Here is a 17,119-nt window from a genome sequence, read left to right on the forward strand (position 1 = left end):
TCCTTCTTGACTTGGACTCTGTCCATCGTAGGATCGGTTTCGGCGCCAGCCAAGGGACAGGACGACTCCAGTACGGGCAGGAGAGACAGACATGCCGGGACCACCGTCGCGGGACTGCGCGGCGCGGGTCTGCACGTGACGACCGCCCAGGGCGCGAAGCCGCACTCCGCCCCACGTCGCACACGGCCCTCCGTCCGCTCGCCGCGGCAGGACGCGTGCCCCGCACCGGACCGGTTCCGCCGGCCCGCCGCCCGGGGTGTGCAACGTCCCGACCGTCGGCCGTGCGGTCGGCGAGGCCCCCTGTCCGTCTCCGTCCCACCCGCACGCCCTGCCCGTCGGCCCCATCGACGGTTCCGGGCGCGCCTCCCCTGGCCTCCGCCCTCAACGCTTAACCCCCCTCAGTTCCTGAGCACCGAGATCCGCCCCGTCCGGAAGGATTCCCATGTCTGAGAACCACGATGCGATCGTCACAGACCCGAAATCGGAAGAGGCCGGAGGTGGCTGCCCCGTCGCGCACGGCCGCGCCGCGCACCCGACCCAGGGCGGCGGCAACCGTCAGTGGTGGCCGGAGCGCCTCAACCTGAAGATCCTTGCGAAGAACCCCGCCGTGGCGAACCCGCTGGGTGAGCAGTTCGACTACGCCGCCGCGTTCCAGGGCCTCGACCTGGCCGCCGTGAAGCAGGACATCGCCGAGGTGCTCACCACCTCGCAGGACTGGTGGCCCGCCGACTTCGGCCACTACGGCCCCTTCATGATCCGTATGGCGTGGCACAGCGCGGGCACCTACCGCATCAGCGACGGCCGCGGCGGTGCCGGTGCCGGCCAGCAGCGCTTCGCCCCGCTCAACAGCTGGCCCGACAACGGCAACCTCGACAAGGCCCGCCGTCTGCTGTGGCCCGTGAAGAAGAAGTACGGCCAGAGCCTCTCCTGGGCCGACCTCATGATCCTCACCGGCAACGTCGCCCTGGAGCAGATGGGCTTCGACACCTTCGGCTTCGCCGGCGGCCGCGAGGACGTCTGGGAGTCCGAGGAGGACGTGTACTGGGGCCCGGAGACCACCTGGCTCGGCGACGAGCGCTACACGGGCGACCGCGAGCTGGAGAACCCGCTCGGCGCCGTCCAGATGGGCCTCATCTACGTCAACCCCGAGGGCCCCAACGGCAACCCGGACCCGCTCGCCGCGGCCCGCGACATCCGTGAGACGTTCCGCCGCATGGCGATGAACGACGAGGAGACGGTCGCCCTGATCGCGGGCGGTCACACCTTCGGCAAGACCCACGGCGCCGGCCCGGCGGACAACGTCGGCGACGACCCCGAGGCCGCCCCCATCGAGGCCCAGGGCCTCGGCTGGAAGAGCAGCTACCGCACCGGCAAGGGCGCGGACGCGATCACCTCCGGCCTGGAGGTCACCTGGACCACCACGCCCACGCAGTGGAGCAACGGCTTCTTCGACAACCTCTTCGGCTACGAGTGGGAGCTGACCCAGAGCCCCGCCGGCGCCAACCAGTGGAAGCCGAAGGACGGCGCGGGCGAGGGCACCGTCCCGGACGCCCACGACGCGTCGAAGAAGATCGCCCCCTCGATGCTCACGACGGACCTGTCGCTGCGCTTCGACCCGATCTACGAGCCCATCTCGCGACGCTTCCACGAGAACCCGGCGGAGTTCGCGGACGCCTTCGCGCGCGCCTGGTACAAGCTGACCCACCGCGACATGGGCCCGAAGTCCCTCTACCTCGGCGCCGAGGTGCCGCAGGAGACGCTGCTGTGGCAGGACCCGCTGCCCGAGGCGGAGGGTGCGGCCATCGGCGCCGAGGACGTCACCGCTCTCAAGGCGAAGCTCCTCGACTCCGGCCTGACCGTGGCGGAGCTGGTCTCCACCGCGTGGGCGTCGGCCTCGACGTACCGCGGCAGCGACAAGCGCGGCGGCGCGAACGGCGCGCGCATCCGTCTGGAGCCGCAGCGCGGCTGGGCGGCCAACGACCCCGACCAGCTGGCCTCGGTGCTGCGCACCCTGGAGGGCGTCCAGCGTGAGTTCAACGCCGGCGGCAAGCACGTCTCGCTGGCCGACCTGATCGTCCTCGGCGGCGTCGCGGCCGTCGAGAAGGCCGCCAAGGACGCCGGTCACGACGTCCAGGTGCCCTTCACGCCGGGCCGGGTCGACGCGACGGACGAGCACACCGACGCGGAGTCGTTCGCCGCGCTGGAGCCGACCGCCGACGGTTTCCGCAACTACCTCGGCAAGGGCAACCGCCTGCCGGCCGAGTACCTGCTGCTCGACCGCGCGAACCTGCTGACCCTGAGCGCCCCGGAGCTGACGGTCCTCGTCGGCGGCCTGCGCGCCCTCGGTGCCACGCAGGGACAGTCGGCGCACGGTGTCCTGACCGAGACCCCGGGCAGGCTGACGAACGACTTCTTCGTCAACCTGCTCGACCTGGGCACGACCTGGACGGCGACGTCCGAGGACGTGACCACCTTCGAGGCCCGCGACGCCTCGGGGCAGGTCAAGTGGACCGGTACGCGTGCCGACCTGGTCTTCGGCTCGAACTCCGAGCTGCGCGCGCTCGCCGAGGTCTACGCGAGCGACGACGCGAAGGAGAAGTTCGTGAAGGACTTCGTCTCCGCGTGGGACAAGGTCATGAACCTCGACCGGTTCGACCTGGTCTGACGACCGCGGCCGAACGTCTGGCGTCACCGGTCCGCGGACCGGTGACCGCCGACTGACGACCGCCGTCAGGGCCGGCCTCCTTCGGGGGCCGGCCCTGACGTGCGTCCGGCCCGCGGGGGCCGGCGGCTGCGGGGGCGCGGAGCCGCCGCTCAGGCGTCCGTCGCGGGGCACCCCCTAGGCTGGCCGTCATGAGCGCACACTTTGACGTGGTGGTCCTGGGCGCCGGCCCGGGTGGATATGTCGCGGCGATCCGGGCGGCCCAGCTCGGACTCAGTACGGCGGTCGTCGAGGAGAAGTACTGGGGCGGTGTGTGCCTGAACGTGGGGTGCATCCCGTCGAAGGCGCTGCTGCGCAACGCGGAACTGGCCCACATCTTCACCCAGGAGGCCAAGACGTTCGGCATCCGTGTGGACGGCGAGGTGACCTTCGACTACGGCCCCGCCTTCACCCGTAGCCGCAAGGTGGCGGACGGCCGCGTCAAGGGCGTCCACTACCTGATGAAGAAGAACAAGATCACCCAGTTCGACGGGCGCGGCACCTTCTCGGACGACCACACCCTCCAGGTCGCCCTCACCGACGGCGGCACGGAGACGGTCACGTTCGACCACTGCGTCATCGCCGCGGGCGCCACCACCCGGCTGCTCCCGGGAACGTCACTGAGCGAGCGCGTGGTGACGTACGAGGAGCAGATCCTGTCGGAGACCCTCCCGGAGAGCATCATCATCGCCGGGGCGGGCGCCATCGGCGTCGAGTTCGCGTACGTGCTCCACAACTACGGCGTCGAGGTCACCCTGGTCGAGTTCCTCGACCGGATCGTCCCGCTGGAGGACGAGGAGGTCTCCGCCGAACTGGCCCGGCGCTACAAGCGGCTCGGCATCAACGTGCTGACGTCCACCCGGGTGGAGGCCATCGACGACTCCGGTGACGCGGTCAAGGTCATGGTGACCACCGGCGGCCAGCGGCAGACGCTGGAGGCCGGCAAGGTGCTCCAGGCGATCGGGTTCCAGCCCCGGGTGGAGGGCTACGGCCTGGAGAACACCGGGGTCGAACTGACCGAGCGCGGCGCGATCGACATCGACGGCCGGGGCCGCACGAACGTGCCGCACATCTTCGCCATCGGGGACGTGACGGCGAAGCTGATGCTCGCGCACGCGGCCGAGTCGATGGGCATCGTGGCGGCCGAGGCGATCGCCGACGCCGAGACGATGGAACTCGACTACGTGATGATCCCGCGGGCCACCTACTGTCAGCCGCAGATCGCCAGCTTCGGATGGACCGAGGCGCAGGCCCGCGAGCGGGGCTTCGACGTCCAGGTGGCGAAGTTCCCGTTCACGGCGAACGGCAAGGCGCACGGCCTCGGCGAGACCGCGGGCTTCGTCAAGATCCTCTCCGACGCACGGTACGGAGAGCTCCTCGGCGCCCACCTGATCGGCCCCGAAGTCACCGAACTGCTGCCGGAGTTGACACTCGCCCAGCAGTGGGACCTCACCGTCCACGAGGTCGCCCGCAATGTGCACGGGCATCCGACGCTCGGCGAGGCGGTCAAGGAGGCCGTGCACGGACTGGCCGGGCACATGATCAACATGTGAGGACGGCCGGCCGTTCCCCGGGCGCCCTCCCCGGCGCGTGCCGCCTGTCCACGAGGCGGACGGCGCGAACAACAAGGTGTCGGGTGCATCTAGTGTGCGGGGTACGCCGACCGCAGAGGAGAGCCCGGTGATGGGTGAGGTGCCGACCGAGGAATCAGCCGATCTCCGAGAGGCTGTCGTCGCGCTCCGCGAGGTGAGCGTGCACCGTCACACGACGGGTCAGGTGATCCTTTCGGAGATCGACTGGACGGTGCGGTCCGGTGAGCACTGGGCGCTGCTCGGGGCCAACGGTGCGGGCAAGACGACGCTGCTGCGGCTCCTCGGTGCCCTGATGCATCCGACGACCGGGACCGTCGAGGTGCTCGGGTTCCGGCTGGGCCGTGTCGACGTGCGGGAACTGCGCGCCCGGATCGGCCACGTGAGCACCGCGCAGCGGGTGCCGCAGGACGTCACCGCCCACACGGTCGTGCTGACGGGTCACACCGGTACGGTTCAGCCGCTGTGGCGGAAGTACGACGACGCGGTGCGCCGGCGTGCCGACGAGCTGCTGGCCGAGCTGGACATCAAGGAGCTGGCCGACCGGCCGTACGGTGTCTGTTCGGGTGGGCAGCGGGCCCGTGTCCTGATCGCCAGGGCCCTGATGGCGGACCCGTCCCTGCTGCTTCTCGACGAGCCGTTCAACGCACTGGACCTGCCGTCCCGCGAGGATCTCGTGGACGCGATGCAGCGGCTGGCCGAGAGTCGTCCGGGCCTCGCGACGGTGACGGTGACCCACCATCTCGAGGAGCTCTCCCCGGCCGTCAGTCACACCCTGCTGCTGCGGGAGGGCCGCGTCCTCGCCCGCGGTTCCGTGGACGAGACCCTGACCGACACCTGGCTGACCGGCTGCTTCGGCCGCCCCATCACGGTGGCCCGGCACGACGGGCGCTGGGCGGCCTACTCCGGTCGCCCCGGCGGCCGCTGACGGACCGTTGCGACCGCGCGGCCGGGAGCGGTCGCCGCGGCGGATCGTCCCGCCGGTGTGTGGCGGCGGCGCTCATGGGCATGATCGGACGAGGGCTCCCGCGTGCGCGTGTGTGCGAATGGGGGCGCATCAAGAACCGGGGTGAGCCCTGTACGCGCCCCCTGCCGTGCGGCGAAAATGCGCCTGTCGAGGGTCATGTGGCCGAGCCATCGCCCACCCGCCGCCAAGTCACCAGGAAAGCAGGTCGGCTGCCGTGCTGTTGCGACTGCCCACGTCCGTGTCCGAAGCACAGGAGTGCATGGCCGAGGGGGCGGTGCCGATAGGCGGCGCGACGCTGGTGTGGGCCGGCTGGCAACGGGACGGTTTCCCCGAGCTGGCGATGTCACTGCGTGATCTCCCGGAGGCCAACACGATCGGGGACGGGACGCTGGGAGCGGCCGTGGTGCTGCACCGGATCGACGACCGCCTGCCGGAGGTGCTGCGCCGGGCCGCGGCCACCGTCGGCACCGGGGCGGTACGCAGGACGGCCACCGTCGGCGGCAATCTGGTCGGCAGCTCGTTGCGCTGCCTGCTGCCCGGGGCGCTCGTCCTGGACGCGCGCGCGGTCATTCTGGAACAGGACGGGGTCCGCGAGACCGATCTGGCGGAGGTCATCGCCAAGCGCCACCTCCTGCTCGGCCTGCGCTGGAGCGCTCCGACGGCCAGCAGCTACCACAAGTCGGAGGGCGCTGCGGGCGGGGCGCCGCCCCTCGTCGTGGCCGCCGCCCTGCATCCCGCCGCCGACGGACGGCGCCTCCTGCGCGTCGCCGTGCGCGACGGGTACGAGGTGCTCGGTGACAGCATCCTGTGCGACACGGACGCGGACGCCGTCATCGGCACACTGCGCAACGGCGATCTGGGCCAACTGCCGTCCGACGCCTGGGACATCATGAGCCGCCGCACCACCGACCTGCTGGCCCGCGGCGCGGAGTGACGGATCCACGAGGAAGGCCCGGCGGGAGGCGCGTCCGGGGACGGCGTTCCGGCCGGGCCTTCACGATCGTGGGCTACTCCCCTGCCGGGCCGCCTACCGTGGCGGGAACCGGGGCTGCGCGCCAGTAGCCGAGAGCGTGCACCCGTCGGCGGGGCACGTTCAGCTCCCTGCGGACGTGGGTCCCGAGGTTCCGCGTGGTCGTGGTGTCGCAGGTGATCCAGACATAGGGGTCGGGCTCGTCGCGGAGCAGGTCGGGAAGCTCGGCCGTCACCCGCTCGACGAGGTGGGCGCCGTCGTCGAGGCGGGGCACCGGACGCAGCTCGTGCCGGACCGGGTCGACCGCACACGGGAGACCGGCGGGGTCCCCCTCGAACCAGATCGTCGCGGGCGCCGAACCGAGCGCACCGAGCAGGGAGTTGAGGGCGGGCAGCGCGGCCGGGTCGACGACGGCGAAGAGGTGTGACGGCGCGGGGACGGGTTCCTCGAAGTCCGTCCCCTGGACCGTGGCCTCGATCGTGTCGCCGGGGCGCGCGCCGCGCGCCCAGTCGCTGGCGCACCCTTCGTGCAGCGCGAACTCGAGAGCGAAGGTGCCCGTCACCGGGTCCGGGTCGACCAGCGTGTACGCCCGCTGATGAGGCCGCCCCGCATCGGCGAACCAGAGGCGGACCCACATGGTCGGGTGGACGCCGGTCGCGGCGAGCAGTCCCCCGTCGGCGACCCGCAGGCGCCGGTAGAGCGGTGCCACGTCCTCCACGTCCGTCACGGTGAGGACGAAGTCCCTGGCCCTCAGCAGTTTGAGGACCGCACCCTCCCAACCACGTCGCTGCCCCATCCACCCTCTCCCCTCCGAAAACGATCTTTTGGAAATCTTAGGCAAGCCTAACCTAATATGAGCCGCCTCCGGTCGCGACGGACCGACCCGCACAAGGAGATCCATGTCTGACATATGCGCCCCCACCCGCCCGTTCGTGCACGAGGAGCACGTCCCCGGCGCCGGCGTCTTCCGAGTCCTGCCCCTCGACCCCACCGTCGACTGCGGGACGATCCACGCGTGGGCGAGCCAGGAGCGTGCCGCGTTCTGGGGAATGAACGAGTTGACGGTGGACCAGATCGTGGCGATCTACAGCGAGTTGGAGGAGCTGACGACCCACCACGCCTTCATGGTGGAGAAGGACGGTGAGCCGGTCGCCCTGCTGCAGACCTACGAGCCGGAGGCGGACCGCGTCGGCGAGTGCTACGAGGCCCGCCCCGGGGACATCGGCATCCACCTGCTGCTGGCGCCCCCGGGTCCGGAGGGGAGCCACGCGGGCTGGACGGCGTCCCTGTCCGCCGTGATCGCCGCGTACGTGCTGCGCGGGCTCGACCGGCAACGCGTCGTCACCGATCCCGACGTCCGCAACCAGAAGGCCATCGGCAGACTGCTCAGACAAGGGTTCGTGATCGGGCCCGTGGTCGTCCTGCCCGAGGTGGCCCTTCCGGAGGTTCATCTCCCCCAGAAGCACGCCCAGTTGGCCTTCCTGCCGCGCGAGGTCGTCTTCCCCGACGGCTCCTGAGGTACGAGGCCGACCCGTCGGTTCCGGAGTCGCGCCGGGCGCCAGCCGTACCGCCGCAGCGCCGCAGCGCCCACGCAGGGAATTCAACAGGGCTCACCGTCCAGCCCGGATCGGGAGGCGCGGGTACACGCGGGACCGTCGGGGAGGGATCCGCACCGCATCCTCAGCGAGGTGTTGACCTGCGTATTCGCGGCGTACCGCGCAGGGGTGCGCCGCCGGGCGGCGCCGTCTTCGCATCGGCCGCCATGGCCCGGCAGAATTCATCGACGTGGAAATCGGCGCGCCGGCCGCCGAGTCTGATTCCAGGCACCGGGATCCGCCCGGACCGCTCGGACGAAGGACAGAGGCCATGCCCTCCACGCGCGCCCAAACCGCCGGCCCGGCGCCGGCCGCACGCCACCATCTGATCCTGGTGGTCACCTGCCTGGCCCTCGGCACCGTGGTCGCCGCCATGGCCTCGCTGAACGTGGCCCTGCCCGACCTCGCCCGCGAGACCCACGCCACGCAGACGCAGTTGTCCTGGATCATCGACTCCTACAGCCTCGTCTTCGCCTCGCTGCTGCTTCCGGCCGGTGCGCTCGGCGACCGTTTCGGCCGCAGGCGGGCCCTTCTCGCGGGGCTCACCCTCTTCGGAGCAGGATCGGCAGCGGCGTCCCTCACCACCGACCCCTCGACGCTGATCGCCCTGCGCGGGGTGCTGGGCGTGGGTGCGGCCCTGGTCATGCCGGCCACGCTGTCCACCATCACCAGCACGTTCCCCCGCGCCCGGCGGGCACAGGCGGTCAGCGTGTGGGCGGCGGTCGCCGGGGCCAGCGCGCTGGTCGGACTGTTCGCCACCGGCGCCCTGCTGGAGGGCTGGTCGTGGCGCTCGGTGTTCCTGCTGAACGTGGCCCTGGCCCTGGTCGCGCTGATCGGGACCCTGCTCTTCGTCCCCGAGTCCGCGGAACCGCAGCAGCCCCGCCTCGACATCGGGGGTTCCCTCCTCGCCGTCGCCGGTCTGGTCGCGCTCGTCTACTCGGTGATCGAGGCGCCGACCCGCGGATGGGCCGACCCGGTCACGCTCGGCGGCATCGGCCTCGGGCTGGTGATCCTGGCCGGCTTCGTCCTCTTCGAGCTGCGCCGCGCCAACCCGCTGCTGGACCCCCGGCTGTTCCGCAACCACCACTTCGCCGCCGGTTCACTGTCGATCATGCTTCAGTTCTTCGTCTTCTTCGGCTTCATCTTCGTCATGATGCAGTACCTCCAACTGGTCCGCGGAGACAGCGCGTTGATGGCCGCCACCTCGATGCTGCCGATGGCCCTGACGATGGTGCCGGTCTCGCGTGCGACGCCGCGGCTGGTGGCCCGGTTCGGTTTCCGCAGGCCGTGGGTGGCAGGCCTGGTGGGCGTCGCCGGCGGGATGGGCGTGCTCTCCCTGCTCGACGCGTCCAGCCCGTACTGGCTCATCGCGACCGGTCTCGTGCCGCTGGGCGCCGGAATGGGGCTGGCCATGACCCCGGCCACGACGTCCATCACGGACGCCCTGCCGCGCTCCCTGCAGAACGTCGGGTCCGCGATGAACGACCTGGCGCGTGAGCTGGGCGGGGCCCTCGGGATCGCCGTCCTCGGCAGCCTGCTGAGCGCCGCCTACCGTGACCACCTGAGCCTGCCGGGCCTGCCGGACCACGAGGCGGACGCGGCCCGCTCCTCCCTCGCTGCCGCCCACGCCATCGGCGGCCCGGTCTCCGGCCACGCGACGACCGCCTTCGTCGACGGCATGCACGTCGCACTCCTGGGCGCCGCGGCCGCGGCGGTGCTGGCCGCGGTGACCGTCGCGCTGCTGCTCCGTTCCGCCCCGCTCCAGAAGCCGTTCGACGACGAGGCGACGGACGTGACGGGTCCGGCCGACACCGAGGAGCACGAGCAGCCCGCGTACCGGTGAATCCCACGGGTCGGGGCCGGGAGGTCTCCGCAGCCCGGGACGGACACCAGGTCGGCGCCCCGCATCGAGCGGGGCGCCGGCCCCTTCGTGTACACGCCCACCCGTACCCGTACCCGTACCCGTACCCGTACTTCGCGCACTTCGACCGGCCGCGTGCGCGTCGGAGCGGCACGTACGGCGGGCGGGCGACCGGGCGGGGTCAGGGGCGGGCCGCCGGTGGCCGGACCGGACGGCTGCGGGGCGCCTGACGACCGGGGCCGCGCAGCGCCTGGCGCAGTTGCGGGCTCACGAAACGGACCACCTCTTCGACGCTCATGGACACGATCGGCTCCAGGCGCAGCAGGTAGCGCGTGGCGATGAGCCCGCCGATCACCGTGGTGAACGAGGCGGCGCGCTGCCGGGCCTCCCGGCCGGGCACGAGACCCGCGATGCGTTCCACGATCTCCCGCTCGACCGCTTCCTTGACCAGTTCTCCGAAGCCGTCGTCGTCGATCGCGCTCTTCAGCATCGCGAGCAGCGGCGGCCCCGACACCGGGTCGTCCCAGACAGCGAGGACCTGGCGCAGGACCCGTTCGGGAAACGTGCTCAGGTCCCCGTCCTCGGCGACCTGCGCGAGGATCTCGGCCGGGTTGGCGCCGAGCGCCAGAGCGGCCCCGAACAGGCCCTTCTTGGAGCCGAAGTAGTAGCTGATCAGGGCGAGATCGACCCCGGCCTCGCCGGCGACGGAACGCAGCGTGACCGCGTGATAGCCGTCCTCCAGGAAGCGACGCCGTGCCACGTCGAGGATCGCCGCCCGGGTGTCCGGACTGCCCGGCCTGCGCCCACGCTGCGGCCCGGATCCATTCGTCACGGATGAATTCTAGGGTTCGCGGCGCTGTCCCGATACGCCGGTCAAGACGCGGATTCCACCGGTGTGAAGCTCTCCGGAACGATTCTCACGAAATGATGTCGTTCATCCATATGAGTGGTGCATCACACATCGGGGCCGTAGCGTCGGGGCAGAGACGGAAGCCGGTGATCACCTACCGGCGACCGAACGACCGTCGTCCCGCACGGAGCACACATATGCGCAGCAGCACAGCGAGAACAGCAATCACCCTCTGCGCGGCCGCCTCGCTCGCCGCGGTCATGGGTACCGCCTCGGCAGCTCCGCAGGTCCCCGCGGCCGCCCGGGCTCCGCAGCCGAAGCAGTCGGCGCCCGTCCTGGTCGACTGCCTCTGGAAGCCGGACGTCCGCCCGACGAACTTCATCCTGGCCTGCGGCGACGGGAACAGCCGGCTCGTGTCGCTGCACTGGTCGCACTGGAACCAGAGTTCGGCGGAGGCCCGGGGCGTCAACGTGGTGAACGACTGCAAGCCGTACTGCGCGGCGGGCACATTCCACTCGTACCCCGTCGTCGTGAAGCTGGATCACCCGCAGTCGTGGAAGAAGAAGCCCCACCAGCGGCACTACACGCAGATGACGCTGGTGTACACCCACGACCGACCCGCGGGGTTCGACCGCACGGTCAGTTATCCGCTGTGGAACTGACGTCGCCGAACTGACGTGGAACTGACGTCGGCCCGCCGCCCGGCCACCCGCGCGGCGCGCCGACAGCGGGCTCGTGGACCCGCCGGGATCGCCTCCGAGGACGGCCGACGAGCCGGGACACCGCGGCGGTCCCGGCCCCACCCGGAGCCCGTGATCCGAAAATCAGGGCAAACTGGACGCGTGGGCAACCGGCGCATGTCAGTGGGCGGCCTCGTGGAGCAACCGACGGGTCGCGGCCTGGTGGCGATCCCGCTGGCGTTGATCGTCGTGATCGCGGTCGTGGACATCCGCTCCCCCACCGACGTGCATCTCGGCCCGTTGCTGGTCATCGCGCCCACGCTCACGGCTTCGTTCGCCGGCCCCCTCCTGACCGCACTGGTCGGGCTCCTGGCCGTGATCGCCCAGGTCGTCATCGCCGTGTTCCACGGCGGCCTGACCACCACCAACCACATGGCGCAGATCATCGCGCTGATCGTGCTCTCCGCGCTGGTGGTGTTCGTGTGCCACGTACGGGAGCGGCGGGCGCGTGAGCTGGTGCGGGCCCGGTCGGTGGCGGAGACGGCCCAGCGCGTCCTGCTGCGCCCGCCCCCACGCCGGATCGGCCCGCTGCGCACGGCCTGGCTGTACCTGGCGGCCGAGGACGACACACAGATCGGCGGCGACCTGTTCGCCGTCACCCGGGCCGCCGGAGCGTCCACCCGCGTGATCATCGGTGACGTGCGGGGCAAAGGGCTGGCCGCCATCGGCGAGGCCTCGGTGGTGCTGGGTGCCTTCCGCGAGGGGGCCCACCGGTACGCGACCCTGCCGGAACTGACGGCGGCCCTGGAGGTGAGCGTGTGCCGTGACCTGGACGAGGTGGCCGACACCGAGCACGATCCCGGCGAGCACTTCACCACGGCCCTCGTCCTCGACATCCCCGACACCGACGCCGAGGTCGGGATGATCAACTGCGGCCATCCCCCGCCGCTGCTCCTGCGCGACCGCGAGGTCACGGTCCTGCACGCCCGGCACCCGGTCCCGCCGCTGGGCATGTGCGAGCTGCCCGCCGCGAGCCATCACACCGATCCGTTCACCTTCGAAGCCGGTGACCTGCTGCTGCTCTACACCGACGGTGTGATCGAGGCCCGGTCACCGAGCGGCGCCTTCTACCCCCTGGCCGAGCGGCTCGCGTCGTTCCCCGCGTCCGGTCCCGACACCCTGCTGCGGCGCATCCACGACGACCTGGTCCGCCACATCGGCGACGAGCCGGCCGACGACGCCGCCCTCCTCGTCATCGAACGCACCACCGCCCACCACCTGCGGCTCCCCCATCGCGGGCAGCACGCGGAGGGACCGGTGCCGCGGTCCGACGACGCGTCCTGACCGGGCCGACCGGCCGACTCGGTTCGAGTGGCGGGGCCGGAGGCGACGGGGCCACGATGGAGGTAGAGCTGCTCGGCGGCGGGGACGAACGCAGGGAGGCGCCCGTGGCGCACATCTTCGGAACCGACGTGCTCGTCGCGGGCGCCGGCCCGGTGGGCCTCACCGCGGCCGTGGAACTGCGCAGGCGCGGTGTGCGCTGCCGGATCGTCGACCCGCTGCCGGCCCGCCTCCCGTACGCGAAGGCCGTGGGCATCCAGCCCCGCACCCTGGAGATCTGGGACCACATCGGGCTCGCCCGCACGGCTCTCGAAGCGGCGGTGCCCATGTACGGGCAGCTCACCTACGTCGACGGAGTCGAGCAGCCCCGGATCGACCTCGTGCTCCCGCCCGAGGTGCCCTACGGATTCGCCGCGCTGCCGCAGTACGAGACGGAGCGCATCCTCGACGAGTTCCTCCAGCGGTTCGGGACGACGGTCGAGCGCGGCACCGAACTGGTCTCGTTCGACCAGGACCTCGACGGGGTGACGGTCGCGCTGCGGTCGGCGTCCGGCGTCGAGGAGGAGGTCAGGGCGCGGTACCTGGTGGGCTGCGACGGCGCCCACAGCACCGTCCGCAAGCAGTTGGGGCTCACGTTCGAGGGCAGCGCCTTCCCGGAGGAGTACATGCTCGGCGACGTGGAGGTCGACTGGGACCTCCCGCAGGGGTACGGCGTGCGCGCCATGCACCACGACGCCGCCGGCGCCGTGGACGATCTGCTGGTCTGCATCCCGCTGCCGGGCAGGGGCCGTTACCGCATGTCGATGACGGTGCCGCCCGAACTCTCCGCCGCGGCACGGCAGTCGAAACCGTCCGACGACATCGCCCACGGACTGGAGAGCGGCACAGGTCCCGCCCTCTCCGACATCCAGACCGTCCTGGACCGGCTCTCCCCCCGGCCCACCACCGCGTCCGCACTGCGCTGGTCCTCGGTGTTCCGCATCAGCCACCGGATCGTCGACCGGTACGGCGACGGGCGCGTCTTCGTGGCGGGCGACGCGGCGCACATCCACCCGCCGACCGGCGCCCAGGGCATGAACACCGGCATCCAGGACGCCTGGAACCTGGCCTGGAAACTCGCCCTCGCGATCGAGGGCGGTACGCATTCCAGCCTGCTCGCCGCGAGTTACGACGCCGAGCGGCGGCCCGTCGGCGAGGAGGTCGTGGAGCGCACGGTCCGGCACGCGGGCCAGGGCATCCAGGCTGACGCGAGCGACCCGGCGACCCTGATGCTGCGCGAGGCCCAGCTCCTCGTCGGCTACCGCGGCAGCCCGATCGTCGACCCGGAGTCTCCGGGTCCCGCCCCGCAGCCGGGGGACCGCGCGCCCGACTGCGCCGGTCTCGCGGCACCCGTCGCGACCTATCCGCTGCGCCTGTACGACGTTCTGCGCGACCGCGAGCACGTGCTGCTCCTGTACGGCGACACGGACCGGGACGGCGACGGTGTCGGCCAACTCGTCGACCTCGCCCGCGATCTCACCCGCGACCGCGTCGACGTCTGCGTCATCCTCCCGCCCGAGGCCCGGCCCGACGCAGGGAGCCCGCCCGTCTACGTCGACACACTCGGCGAGTTCGCCCGCCTCTACGCGGTGCCGGACCGGGCGACGGCGTTCCTGATCCGCCCGGACGGCTATCTCGCCGCCCGCCTCTGCCCACCCACGGTGTCCGGGCTGACGGCGGCCCTGGCGCGCCCCTTCGCCCCGCCGGGCTACGCGTAGCGCGGACGCGGTCCGTCCGGAGTCGCATCAACAACAGCGACCCGGGGGCCGGTCGGGCGAACACGCGCAGACCCCGTCACTCCATCAACCGGGCCGCGAGGGTCGCTCCTAGTTCCCAGCAGGCCTCGATGTCGGCCTTGCCCGGTTCGCCGGTCACCGTCACGGCCTCGGCGGCACGCCGCCAGCCGAGGCCCGTCGTGATCGTCTCGATGCCGCGCACCGCTCCGGTGACGTCGTTGCCGCCGTGCACGTAGTACCCGAAGGGCCGCCCGGCCGTCGTGTCCAGACACGGGTAGTAGACCTGGTCGAAGAAGTGCTTCAACGCACCCGACATGTAGCCGAGGTTCGCCGGAGTGCCGAGCAGGCAGGCGTCGGCGTCGAGCACATCCGAAGCGGTCGCACTCAGCGCGGCGCGCCGCACCACCCGTACGCCCTCGATCTCGGGAGCGGTCGCCCCGGAGACCACGGCTTCGAACAGGGCCTGGCAGTTGGGCGAGGGGGTGTGATGGACGATCAACAAGGTAGCCACCCCTGCACCTTGCCGCCCCGCCCTGCCCACCGCAAGCACCACCGGGACAGCCGGCCCCGTCGGCCGACACGGGCCGCCTGCTACGCTTGACCCCGAGCCCACACCGAACACCCGGTGCAGGGCCCGGCGTTGGTGGTCCAAGGAAAGACGCCCCGCTTCCTGCGGGGAAATGCAGGTGCAAGGCCTGCCCGGCGCTCCACGCACACCGCCCTCGGTTCTCCGGGGGCGGTGTTGTCGCATGCGCATCGGGGCCGGCGCGAACGAGGGCCGGGAAAGTCGATTCCCGTCCGACCGGCGGCTCGGCCAGCATGAGGGCGTGACCGCCTCCCCCTCCGCCGGAGGACCACCCGAGCATCTGCGCTTCGCGATGTACCTCAGCGCACTCGAGGCCGTCCCGGAGGACGAGGAAGCCCGGCTGATCGTCGAGGTGTTGCGCGACACGGATGCCCGGATGGCGAGTAGCGCCGTGGGCCGCCATCTGGACCGGCGTGCCGCCGTGTTGCTGACCGGTGACCGGTTCGCCGCCTGGGTGCGTCTCATGACCGACCTCACAGCCGAACAGCCCTTCCTCCGTCGCCGACTGGAGGAATGGACCCGGCTCAGGGCCGTCGTGCTCGACCAGGCGTGGACCGCCGAGGAACTGACCGCCGGCTCCGAGTGGTTGCAGCGCGCCGTCGTGGCCACACCGACCGCGGCCCCGCGCGAGGCCCTCCGTCTGCTGGCCGAACGCGGAAGGACGCGCCGGGTGCGTGCGGCGGCGAGGACACGACTCTCGCACGTGGCCACACATGACAGAGGGCCCGGCACCAGTGGTGCCGGACCCTCTGTCTTCGAGTAGCGGGGACAGGATTTGAACCTGCGACCTCTGGGTTATGAGCCCAGCGAGCTACCGAGCTGCTCCACCCCGCGTCGTTGAACACAACCCTACGCCATGTTTCGCGGGTTCAAGACCATGATCGGTCTCAGGCTCGGGGAGTGGGTGTGGGCGGTGCTTCCGTGGGCGGGCGGGCCGAGGGTCCGGTCAGGCGGGCCAGCCAGGTTCTGGTGGCCCGGGGTGTGCGGAGGCGGACGACCTTCAGAGGGGTCGGGCGGGGCACCTCGCAGCGGGCGGCGATGTCGGATCTGCGGGTCGCGTACTGCGACCAGGCCCACCACACCGGGTGCTCGGCATCGAACCACGAGCCGAACGTCTCCACGTTGCCGCCGAAGACCCGGCGTCTCAGCAGGGTGCGGGCCGCCGACCTGCGCAGCACCCGGCGCATGACCACCGTACGGGGATGGTCCAGCCAGACGACGGTGTCGGCACGTTCCCACAGCAGGTCGCGCACGCTGGGGTGGCCGAAGGAGTCGATCACCCAGGCCGGCCCCTCGCTGAGGCGCGACACGTCGTCGACCAGGTGGGGATTCTCGCGCCAGCCGGGTCCCGTGATGGCCAGGGCGTCCATCTCGTGGAACGGGATGCCCAGCCGTCCGGAGACGGCGCGCGCCAAGGTCGTCTTGCCGGCGCCGGTGCTTCCCACGACCAGGATTCTTCGCATACTCGATCTTCACCGCACACGTCGGTTCCGGGCAACATCCCCGGAGGCGCGGACGCCCGAGCGGGCCGCGTCGACAACGACCGCGGCCCGCACCGCCCAGCCGTCTCTACGGCGGGCCGGCACAGGCCGGGGCGCTCCACCGCGTCTCACACATCGGTGGGCAGACCGCTCACCTCGGCGATGCCGCGCAGTTCCTCGTCCTGGCGGTGGCGCTCACCGATGAAGTCGGCGATCTCCTTGCACCGCTCGGGATCGTCGGCCGTACCCGAGTCCGTCACGACCCGGACGACACCGATCTCCTCGGTCTCCAGCTCGACGATCCGGTTGTCCAGGCGGCCCGTCACGGCCACCGCGACCACGAGGGAGGCCTCGTCACGGACCTCCTGCGGGACGTCGTCGGCGTCTTCGCCGTCCAGGTTCAGTTCGATCGCTCCAGCCCTCTCCTCCCTGATCGCTTCGAGTACGGGCTCGACCATGCGCAGCAAGAGCGCGTAGTCCGCCGGAGCCATGCGCAGGCGGAGCATTTCGAGGTACAGGTCGAGGGGCCGGTCATCCGGTGCCTGCTCTGATGCGTCCATGGAGCTTCGCCTTCCCCAATGTGGACGACATGATCGCGTCTCACCCCAGGATGCTGTGAATCGGCGCACACCGCTGGTCGAGATCGCCTCCCGGGACACTTCCGAGGGGGCTTGTTCCCAGCGTGGGCCGGGCACAAGCCCCCTCAGGACTCATTCGTACGAC

Annotated in this window: 15 protein-coding genes and 1 tRNA gene; 10 read left to right on the plus strand and 6 right to left on the minus strand. The window is 71.4% G+C overall.

Annotation, left to right across the window (positions count from 1 at the left end):
• The first annotated feature begins 442 nt into the window (after positions 1-442).
• The 4 genes from katG (at position 443) to B0675_RS29015 (ending at position 6,191) form a co-directional block, all read left to right on the plus strand.
• Positions 443-2,665 carry a catalase/peroxidase HPI gene (gene katG / locus B0675_RS29000; RefSeq protein ID WP_081222563.1) on the plus strand — a complete coding sequence of 741 codons (2,223 nt, stop codon included), beginning with the start codon at positions 443-445 and terminating at the stop codon, positions 2,663-2,665.
• Between the two features lie 188 nt (positions 2,666-2,853).
• The gene (gene lpdA, locus B0675_RS29005) at positions 2,854-4,254 is read left to right on the plus strand and encodes a dihydrolipoyl dehydrogenase (protein WP_081222564.1); all 1,401 of its coding nucleotides are present in this window, start codon (positions 2,854-2,856) and stop codon (positions 4,252-4,254) included.
• A gap of 130 nt (positions 4,255-4,384) precedes the next feature.
• A complete protein-coding gene (locus B0675_RS29010) occupies positions 4,385-5,218 on the plus strand; it encodes an ATP-binding cassette domain-containing protein (protein WP_081222565.1) in 834 nt (277 codons plus the stop codon).
• A 253-nt stretch (positions 5,219-5,471) separates the two neighbouring features.
• Positions 5,472-6,191 carry an FAD binding domain-containing protein gene (locus B0675_RS29015; protein ID WP_081222566.1) on the plus strand — a complete coding sequence of 240 codons (720 nt, stop codon included), beginning with the start codon at positions 5,472-5,474 and terminating at the stop codon, positions 6,189-6,191.
• Positions 6,192-6,264: 73 nt separating this feature from the next.
• Here the strand turns inward: B0675_RS29015 and B0675_RS29020 are convergent, their stop codons facing one another.
• The gene (locus B0675_RS29020) at positions 6,265-7,023 is read right to left on the minus strand and encodes a siderophore-interacting protein (RefSeq protein WP_081222567.1); all 759 of its coding nucleotides are present in this window, start codon (positions 7,021-7,023) and stop codon (positions 6,265-6,267) included.
• Between the two features lie 103 nt (positions 7,024-7,126).
• On the opposite strand from B0675_RS29020, the gene B0675_RS29025 reads away from it, so the two are divergent.
• Positions 7,127-7,744 (plus strand): GNAT family N-acetyltransferase, encoded by a 618-nt coding sequence (locus B0675_RS29025; protein WP_081222568.1) that lies wholly within the window; start codon positions 7,127-7,129, stop codon positions 7,742-7,744.
• A 349-nt stretch (positions 7,745-8,093) separates the two neighbouring features.
• On the plus strand, positions 8,094-9,665 hold the full coding sequence (locus tag B0675_RS29030) for an MFS transporter (protein WP_081222569.1): 1,572 nt from the start codon (positions 8,094-8,096) through the stop codon (positions 9,663-9,665).
• Positions 9,666-9,864: 199 nt separating this feature from the next.
• Here the strand turns inward: B0675_RS29030 and B0675_RS29035 are convergent, their stop codons facing one another.
• On the minus strand, positions 9,865-10,515 hold the full coding sequence (locus tag B0675_RS29035; RefSeq protein WP_081222570.1) for a TetR family transcriptional regulator: 651 nt from the start codon (positions 10,513-10,515) through the stop codon (positions 9,865-9,867).
• 215 nt (positions 10,516-10,730) lie between these two features.
• Here B0675_RS29035 and B0675_RS29040 point away from each other — a divergent pair, with 215 nt between their 5' ends.
• From B0675_RS29040 to B0675_RS29050, 3 genes are all read left to right on the plus strand, one after another.
• Positions 10,731-11,195 carry a hypothetical protein gene (locus tag B0675_RS29040; RefSeq protein WP_081222571.1) on the plus strand — a complete coding sequence of 155 codons (465 nt, stop codon included), beginning with the start codon at positions 10,731-10,733 and terminating at the stop codon, positions 11,193-11,195.
• Between the two features lie 180 nt (positions 11,196-11,375).
• Positions 11,376-12,557, plus strand: coding sequence for a PP2C family protein-serine/threonine phosphatase (locus B0675_RS29045; protein ID WP_347110257.1), 1,182 nt, complete (start codon positions 11,376-11,378; stop codon positions 12,555-12,557).
• A 56-nt stretch (positions 12,558-12,613) separates the two neighbouring features.
• Positions 12,614-14,311 carry an FAD-dependent monooxygenase gene (locus B0675_RS29050; protein WP_081222572.1) on the plus strand — a complete coding sequence of 566 codons (1,698 nt, stop codon included), beginning with the start codon at positions 12,614-12,616 and terminating at the stop codon, positions 14,309-14,311.
• Between the two features lie 76 nt (positions 14,312-14,387).
• On the opposite strand, the gene B0675_RS29055 is transcribed toward B0675_RS29050, so the two are convergent.
• Positions 14,388-14,840: a flavodoxin family protein gene (locus B0675_RS29055; protein WP_081222573.1), complete on the minus strand. Its 453-nt coding sequence runs from the start codon at positions 14,838-14,840 to the stop codon at positions 14,388-14,390.
• Positions 14,841-15,156: 316 nt separating this feature from the next.
• Between B0675_RS29055 and B0675_RS29060 the strand changes: the two genes are divergently transcribed.
• Positions 15,157-15,678: a hypothetical protein gene (locus tag B0675_RS29060; RefSeq protein WP_179165462.1), complete on the plus strand. Its 522-nt coding sequence runs from the start codon at positions 15,157-15,159 to the stop codon at positions 15,676-15,678.
• On the opposite strand, the gene B0675_RS29065 is transcribed toward B0675_RS29060, so the two are convergent.
• The 3 genes from B0675_RS29065 to B0675_RS29075 all read right to left on the minus strand — a co-directional run bounded on the left by B0675_RS29065 (position 15,676) and on the right by B0675_RS29075 (position 16,956).
• Positions 15,676-15,749: transfer RNA gene (locus tag B0675_RS29065), tRNA-Met, on the minus strand. The two genes, B0675_RS29060 and B0675_RS29065, sit on opposite strands and share 3 nt — an antisense overlap.
• Before the next feature lie 53 nt (positions 15,750-15,802).
• Positions 15,803-16,360 (minus strand): AAA family ATPase, encoded by a 558-nt coding sequence (locus B0675_RS29070; RefSeq protein WP_347110261.1) that lies wholly within the window; start codon positions 16,358-16,360, stop codon positions 15,803-15,805.
• A 164-nt stretch (positions 16,361-16,524) separates the two neighbouring features.
• Positions 16,525-16,956, minus strand: a complete 432-nt coding sequence (locus tag B0675_RS29075; protein ID WP_081222575.1) for a hypothetical protein — start codon at positions 16,954-16,956, stop codon at positions 16,525-16,527.
• Positions 16,957-17,119 lie beyond the last annotated feature (163 nt).

It is taken from the genome of Streptomyces sp. M41(2017) (assembly GCF_002078175.1).
Lineage (GTDB): Bacteria > Actinomycetota > Actinomycetes > Streptomycetales > Streptomycetaceae > Streptomyces.

Excerpts from the sequence above, each read along its gene's own strand:
- B0675_RS29025 (WP_081222568.1), top strand. The coding sequence starts at position 7,127 with ATGTCTGACATATGCGCCCCCACCCGCCCGTTCGTGCACGAGGAGCAC.
- lpdA (WP_081222564.1), top strand. The coding sequence starts at position 2,854 with ATGAGCGCACACTTTGACGTGGTGGTCCTGGGCGCCGGCCCGGGTGGA.
- B0675_RS29010 (WP_081222565.1), top strand. The coding sequence starts at position 4,385 with ATGGGTGAGGTGCCGACCGAGGAATCAGCCGATCTCCGAGAGGCTGTC.
- B0675_RS29050 (WP_081222572.1), top strand. The coding sequence starts at position 12,614 with ATGGAGGTAGAGCTGCTCGGCGGCGGGGACGAACGCAGGGAGGCGCCC.
- katG (WP_081222563.1), top strand. The coding sequence starts at position 443 with ATGTCTGAGAACCACGATGCGATCGTCACAGACCCGAAATCGGAAGAG.
- B0675_RS29075 (WP_081222575.1), bottom strand. The coding sequence starts at position 16,956 with ATGGACGCATCAGAGCAGGCACCGGATGACCGGCCCCTCGACCTGTAC.
- B0675_RS29020 (WP_081222567.1), bottom strand. The coding sequence starts at position 7,023 with ATGGGGCAGCGACGTGGTTGGGAGGGTGCGGTCCTCAAACTGCTGAGG.
- B0675_RS29040 (WP_081222571.1), top strand. The coding sequence starts at position 10,731 with ATGCGCAGCAGCACAGCGAGAACAGCAATCACCCTCTGCGCGGCCGCC.
- B0675_RS29030 (WP_081222569.1), top strand. The coding sequence starts at position 8,094 with ATGCCCTCCACGCGCGCCCAAACCGCCGGCCCGGCGCCGGCCGCACGC.